At 55.9% G+C, this 6,374-nt stretch carries 6 protein-coding genes; 1 reads left to right on the forward strand and 5 read right to left on the reverse strand.

Features of this window, described 5'->3' with window-relative positions:
- Positions 1–241 precede the first annotated feature (241 nt).
- Together JRI89_16095 and trxB are read right to left on the reverse strand one after the other, a co-directional pair.
- Complete coding sequence (locus JRI89_16095) at positions 242–970, reverse strand: hypothetical protein (protein MBW2072758.1); 729 nt, start codon at positions 968–970, stop codon at positions 242–244.
- Between the two features lie 166 nt (positions 971–1,136).
- The gene (gene trxB, locus JRI89_16100; GenBank protein ID MBW2072759.1) at positions 1,137–2,117 is read right to left on the reverse strand and encodes a thioredoxin-disulfide reductase; all 981 of its coding nucleotides are present in this window, start codon (positions 2,115–2,117) and stop codon (positions 1,137–1,139) included.
- Between the two features lie 300 nt (positions 2,118–2,417).
- Here trxB and JRI89_16105 point away from each other — a divergent pair, with 300 nt between their 5' ends.
- Entirely contained in the window at positions 2,418–2,597 is a 180-nt protein-coding gene (locus JRI89_16105; GenBank protein ID MBW2072760.1) for a hypothetical protein, read from the forward strand.
- 56 nt (positions 2,598–2,653) lie between these two features.
- Here the strand turns inward: JRI89_16105 and JRI89_16110 are convergent, their stop codons facing one another.
- The 3 genes from JRI89_16110 to JRI89_16120 form a co-directional block, all read right to left on the reverse strand.
- Positions 2,654–3,118 (reverse strand): PaaI family thioesterase, encoded by a 465-nt coding sequence (locus JRI89_16110; GenBank protein ID MBW2072761.1) that lies wholly within the window; start codon positions 3,116–3,118, stop codon positions 2,654–2,656.
- Positions 3,119–3,145: 27 nt separating this feature from the next.
- The gene (locus JRI89_16115) at positions 3,146–4,294 is read right to left on the reverse strand and encodes an acyl-CoA dehydrogenase family protein (protein MBW2072762.1); all 1,149 of its coding nucleotides are present in this window, start codon (positions 4,292–4,294) and stop codon (positions 3,146–3,148) included.
- Positions 4,295–4,326: 32 nt separating this feature from the next.
- On the reverse strand, positions 4,327–6,374 hold a 2,048-nt coding region (locus JRI89_16120), incomplete at its 5' end, for a methylmalonyl-CoA mutase (protein ID MBW2072763.1).

A 6,374-nucleotide genomic window follows, 5' to 3' on the forward strand; every position in this document is an offset into this window, starting at 1 on the left:
TCGAACACATCAACAAAAAGCGCGAAGCCCTCGGCATCATGGGCGAGCGTGAACGAAAACTGTTCGACATGGAAGACCGTATGAAACTGGAAGCCATACCTGATAGCTTCTAGGCCACTTCAGCAGATGAAGAAAGCCTGGCAGATCCTCCTGGATCTGCCAGGCTTTCTTATGCTGCCCGAAGAGGTTTGACCAGAAGACAATCTCAGATCTGACCTCCACTGGCATGCCCGTGAAAAGGCTACCTGTACTTCAGCAGCCACTCTTTGGCCACCTGCTTGCCGGTGTCAGTAAGTATCTTCTTGTCTATCAGCCGCCGCAAGGTCGTCTCCTCCAGCAGCGCCCGTTTGCGTCTGAGCTCGGTTATATAGAGGGCGTCCAGGACTACTTTCAGGCTGACACTGGCGGACTCTTCCGGCAGAACGGGGCTCTGCAGGATGTCGCTCACCTGTTCTACCACCTCGTCTTCGGTGTTTACTTCAGAAAGAACCTTTACAGCTGTCCTGTGCACGTCCTCTCTGGAAATACCCTCTGGGGTGGAGTTGCCGCCGCCAGCTGCGGCCAGCAGATCTCTGAGAATGGTGCCGGCAATGACCACCTTGGCTTCGCCGCCTTCGCCGGCAAGTATTTCTTCGGCCAGGTCCACTGCTTCAGAGGTCTTCTGCAGCCGCTGCTCGTCAGGCTTCAGAGTTATTTTCACAGCTGCCAGCAGGCGGTCCCGATAGAGCGCCTGCAGATTCTCACCCGTAAACATCTCGGGCATACATTTCTCCGCATACTTGCACCACTCCAGGCAGCCAAGGTCCCGACGGGGATTCATGAATCGATGGCCGCACACGCAGGTGCGTCTGGCATCGTCCTTCCAGAACTCAACCTGGCGGCCGCAATTGGGGCAGGTCACATCGTAGATATCGTCAGGCTTCCAGAACATGGTGTTCTGGCCCGGACAGCGGAAATCATCTTTCTTCATAATATATTCACCTCCTGCCAGTATACGGCCATCATATCTCGGCCCAGAAGGCAGTCGCCTTGACTTAGGTCAAGTCCGATAAAATAATGCTGTTTTTTTCTTTGCTGACACTGCCCGCTCATGGCCGCGGCCCGCATGGCGCAGGGTGTGCCGTGTTCGATCCAACTCAGGATTCAGCCGCCAGCTCTGGCGGCAGTTCGCAGACCACATCTCCAGCCTTTTTGGCCTCCACGTAGTAGGCTGCAGCCAGTGCCGCAGTACAGCCGTCGGCTGCGGCAATAACGATTTGCCTGGCGTATTTCTCCCGCAAGTCACCTACTGCGAAGATCCCGGGAATATTTGTTTCACACTTGTCATCGGTGATTACATAGCCGTTGGCGTTCATCTTGGTTCCGGCGGGCACCAGCTGATTATTGGGCTCGAAGCCCACAAAGATAAACACCCCGTCTGTAGCCAGTTCACGTCGCTCAGCCGTCCTGGTGTCCTGCAATTCCACTCCCGTGACCCCGCTGTCGTCGCCCTTTATTTCCGTCACCACCGCATTCCAGAGAACTTCGATCTTGCAGTCGGCCTTGATGCGCTCCTGCAGAATCATACTGGCCCGCAGGGCATCGCGCCGATGCACCAGGTAGACCTGCCTGGCGAGCTTTGCCAGATAGAGAGCCTCTTCTGCCGCGGTATCCCCTCCACCCACGACCACGACTATTTTATCTCTGAAAAAGAAGCCATCACAGACCCCACAGTAGGAGACCCCCTTGCCGTAGTACTCCAGTTCACCAGGAACCTTCAGTTTGCGGGGCGTTCCACCTGTGGCCACGATAACAGCATGGGTTTTCAGAACAGTGCCGTCGGCCAGCCGCACAGCATGCATCTCCAGACCAGGCTCCACGGCCACGACCTCTTCTGAGCGCACCTCCAGATCGTAGCTCTGGGCGTGCTGCAAGAACTTTTGAGACAGTTCGTAGCCGGTGATGCTCTCAAAGCCGAGGTAATTTTCCACAACATCGGTGACTGCTACCTGACCGCCGGCTACCCCCTTTTCGAAAAGAACGGTCTTCAGTGCAGCCCTCATGGCGTAGACGCCGGCACTCAGTCCCCCCGGGCCACCACCGATAATGACGAGGTCATAGGATTCTTGCTGAGACATACGTTACTCCTTTTTCCACAATTTTCAGACTGTAACCTGCAAAACTAAGTACATTTGCCGTTGGATGCAAGACCAAGATAGCAGAGACGACAAATTTGTAAAATCGCAAAAAAGCAAAAATAGACTGTCACTGTAGAACGAACCTTCCAAAGACAGCAGAGATGAGGTAAGGTTGTCTCAGTAAGAGAATGCAACACAGGAAGCCACATGGATGTAAAGACTCATTTGCGGAAGCACAAAACCACCCCCGATGTTGCCGATTATCGGGGTGATTGTTGAAAGGGTTTTCTGGACGTAAGTTTGCGTCTCAGGATCATCCCCGCGGGCCAGAGTTTCAGTTTTATCTGTGATCCGGAACACGTGGAGAAAATGACCAGGGTCATCGCCCACAACGGCGGGGCTGTAGTCAACAAAAAAATGCTCAGCGGGGGTGTGTTTTTCACAGTGACCAAAAGGCAGGACTTCGTAGACGACATCTAGCCTGGGGGCACTCCTGGACTTCTCGGCCTGACAGAGGCAGGCTGCTGCCAGCCGCCTCAGCCTTTTTCCTGCCCCTTGCTCGCCACCTTGTAGGCAGGCACTGCCATCAGGGTCACCAGGGCCTTGGCCACCAGTTTTTCACCGCTCTCCTGCTGCGCGAAAATCTCCGAGTCTGCCACAAGCACCCTTTTCCCCTCCTTCACTATCCTCGCCTGGCACCTGAGGCGGGGGCCGCTTGCTGGGCGCAGGTAGTTGATCTTGAACTCCATGGTCAGAATCCGATATTCATCAGCTATCACGCTGAAACCGGCATAGCCCGCAGTGTGATCCGCCATGGTGGCCATAACCCCGGCGTGGACAAAGCCGTCCTGCTGAGTGTGCCGCGGCGCAACCTCCAGCTGAGACTCAGCCCATCCTCTGTGCAGCTTGACAAGTTTGATGCCGCAGCTGTGGGGAAAGCCCTGCTGAAATTCCTTCTGCAGGGCGCGAGTTCGTTGCTGATCGAGTTGTTCTTTTCTCATGGAGAATTCGCATCCCACGGGCAAAGATCAACGCAGAAGTTCCCTGACTATGATGCGCCGCTGTATCTCACTGGTTCCCTCATATATGGTACACACCCGCACATCGCGGGCATAGCGCTCCAGCGGGTATTCTTTCATGTAGCCGTAGCCGCCGAGGATCTGCATGGCGTCATAGCAGGCACGATTGGCTGCTTCTGTGGCATACAGTTTGGCCATGGAAGACTCTCTGGCAAACCGTTTGCCCTGATCCTTGCGATGGGCAGCCTGGAGCAGCAACAGCCGGGCTGCCTCCAGTTCGGTGTAGCGGTCCGCCAGCATCCACTGGATTGCCTGATACCTCGCTATTGGATGGCCGAACTGCAAGCGCTCTTTGGCGTAGTCCCTAGCATAATCCATGGCTGCCAGGCCAATTCCCAGGGCCATGGATCCTATGCCAATCCTGCCGCCGCCAAGTTCCGTGAGGGCAATGTGGTAGCCCCTGTTGAGCTCGCCCAGAAGATTTTCTCGCGGCACCCGGCAGTCTTCCATGATCAGTTCATTGGTGGCAGAGCCCACCTGTCCCATCTTCTCCTCATCCTTGCCCACCTTGAAGCCGGCAAATCCAGGCTCCACCAGAAAGGCACTGATTCCCTTGCCTCGCGGCGCTGTCTTGTCAGTGACCGCCCAGATAATGAAAACGCCGGCATAGGCGCCGCTGGTAATGAAAATCTTTCTGCCGTTCAGGACCCAGCCGTCTCCATCAGCTACCGCCGTGGTGCGAATGGCGGCCGCATCCGAGCCAGCCACATCTTCGGTGAGTCCAAAGCCGGCTGCGGCATAGGCGCCGCTGCAGAGTCTGGGAAGATATGTCGATTTTAGCGCTTCACTGCCCACAGATTGAATTATCCCCGCCACCATATTTGTCACCGAGGTGGTGACAGTGGTGGCGGCACAAGCGCGGCCGAGCTCGGTCATAGCAAGACTGAAGGCCACAGTGCTGGCCTCGCTGCCGCCATACTCCTGGCGAATGTTGAGGCCCATGAAGCCAAGTTCCGCCAACTTCTTCAGATTGTCGAGAAAGACCTGCCGCTTTTTGCCCCGGTCCAGCTCTGCTGCCACCGGTTCGAGTTCACTCCTGGCAAATTTCGCTGCTGTTTCCTGCACCATCTTTTCTTCATCAGTCAGTGCAAAAAGCATCACTCCCCCTGCTGGCCCCCCCTTTTGGCGCCTTACATGTTTCGCCTGTACTTGCCTCCCACCGCATCGAGGGCCCTGGTAATCTGGCCCAGACTGCAGTACCTCACCGTTTCCATCAACTCCCCGAAAATGTTGCCTCCTTCGAGGGCCACCCGTTGCAGCCGCTCCAGAGCAGCTGGCGCTTCTTTCTCGTGGCGCTGCTGGAATTGTCGCAAGCGGTCCAGTTGAGATCTCTTCTCCTCCTCAGTGGCTCTGATCAGCTCTACCTGAGCAGTTGTCTGTTCAGCCTCGGCATCAGGATTGCGAAAGGTGTTGACCCCTATTATTGGATATTCACCCGTATGTTTGAGCGTCTCGTAGTAAATGGACTCCTCCTGAATCTTGCTCCGCTGGTAGCCGGTTTCCATTGCTCCGAGAACCCCACCCCGTTCGCTGAGGCGATCAAACTCCGCCAGTACGGCTTCCTCAACGAGATCTGTCAATTCATCAACTATGAAGCTTCCCTGCAAGGGATTCTCGTTTTTGGCCAGACCCCATTCCCTGTTTATTATGAGTTGAATTGCCAGAGCTCTTCTCACTGCCTCGGTGCTCGGCGTGGTAATGGCCTCGTCATAGGCATTGGTGTGCAGACTGTTGCAGTTGTCATAGACGGCGCACAGAGCCTGCAGGGTAGTGCGAATATCGTTGAACTGGATTTCCTGGCTGTGCAGGGATCTGCCCGAGGTCTGAATGTGATATTTGAGCATCTGCGACCTGCTAGAGCCGCCGTACATGTGGCGCATGGCAATGGCCCAGATTCGTCTGGCCACCCGTCCTATCACGGTGTACTCGGGCTCCATGCCATTTGAAAAGAAAAAGGAGAGGTTAGGTGCGAAGCTGTCGATGGCCATGCCCCTGGAAAGGTAATATTCCACGTAGGTGAAGCCGTTGGCCAGGGTGAAGGCCAGCTGGCTGATAGGGTTGGCCCCGGCTTCAGCAATATGGTAGCCAGATATGGATACCGAATAGAAGTTTCTCACCTGGTGTTCAACAAAGTACTGCTGAATATCTCCCATCATCTTGAGGGCGAATTCGATTGAAAAGATGCAGGTGTTCTGGCCCTGGTCCTCCTTGAGGATGTCAGCCTGAACCGTACCCCGCACCGAACTCAGCACTCGAGCACGGATCTGGCGGTATTCCGCTTCGCTGGGTTCCCGGCCCTGTTCTGCCTTGAATTTGTCGACCTGTTGATCTATGGCGGCGTTGAAAAACATTGCCAGAATCATGGGTGCGGGGCCGTTTATGGTCATGGAAACCGAGGTATTGGCAGCGCAGAGGTCGAAGCCGTCATAAAGAATCTTCACATCATCGAGAGTGCAAACGCTCACCCCCGAGGTGCCCACCTTGCCATAAATATCGGGCCGCTCCTCTGGATCGTAGCCATAGAGGGTCACCGAATCGAAAGCAGTGGAGAGTCTCTTGGCCGGGTACTCTCCGGAGAGCAGCTTGAAGCGCCGGTTGGTGCGAGCCGGATCACCCTCGCCAGCAAACATCCGCGTGGGTTCCTCATCAGTTCGTTTGAAAGGAAAAACCCCGGCCGTGTAGGGGAAGTGTCCCGGCAGGTTTTCCCGCCGCAGCCAGCTGTACATCTCGCCAGGATCGGCAAACTTTGGCAGGGCAACCTTGGGAATATTCTGCTGGGACAGGGAAGTAGAATAGAGCGGCACCTGGAATTTCTTGCCCCTCACCTCGTAGCTGAACACCTGCTGACTGTATACTTCTCTGGTCCTGGACCAGTCGTCCAGGAGCTTCTGCGTCTCCTCCTGCAGCTGCGCCTCAGCCCTCTTCACCTCCAGCGCCAGCTTCTGCAGGGCTGCAGCGCCGTCCTTGTCGTCTGCGGCTTCTTCCAGGGCGGCAGCCGCCTCCCGCAAGTGCCACCACTTTCTCACCGTGGCTGCCTGCTGGCGCGTCTGATGATGATACTTCCTCACGGTATCGGCAATTTCCGAAAGATATCTGCTCCGCTCAGGGGGGATAACAATGGTCTTGGAGCTGGAGATCCGTTTCGGCGGCCGAGGCAGACTGGAAGAGAAGCGCACCC

This window comes from Deltaproteobacteria bacterium, from assembly GCA_019309045.1.
Lineage (GTDB): Bacteria > Desulfobacterota > Syntrophobacteria > BM002 > BM002 > JAFDGZ01.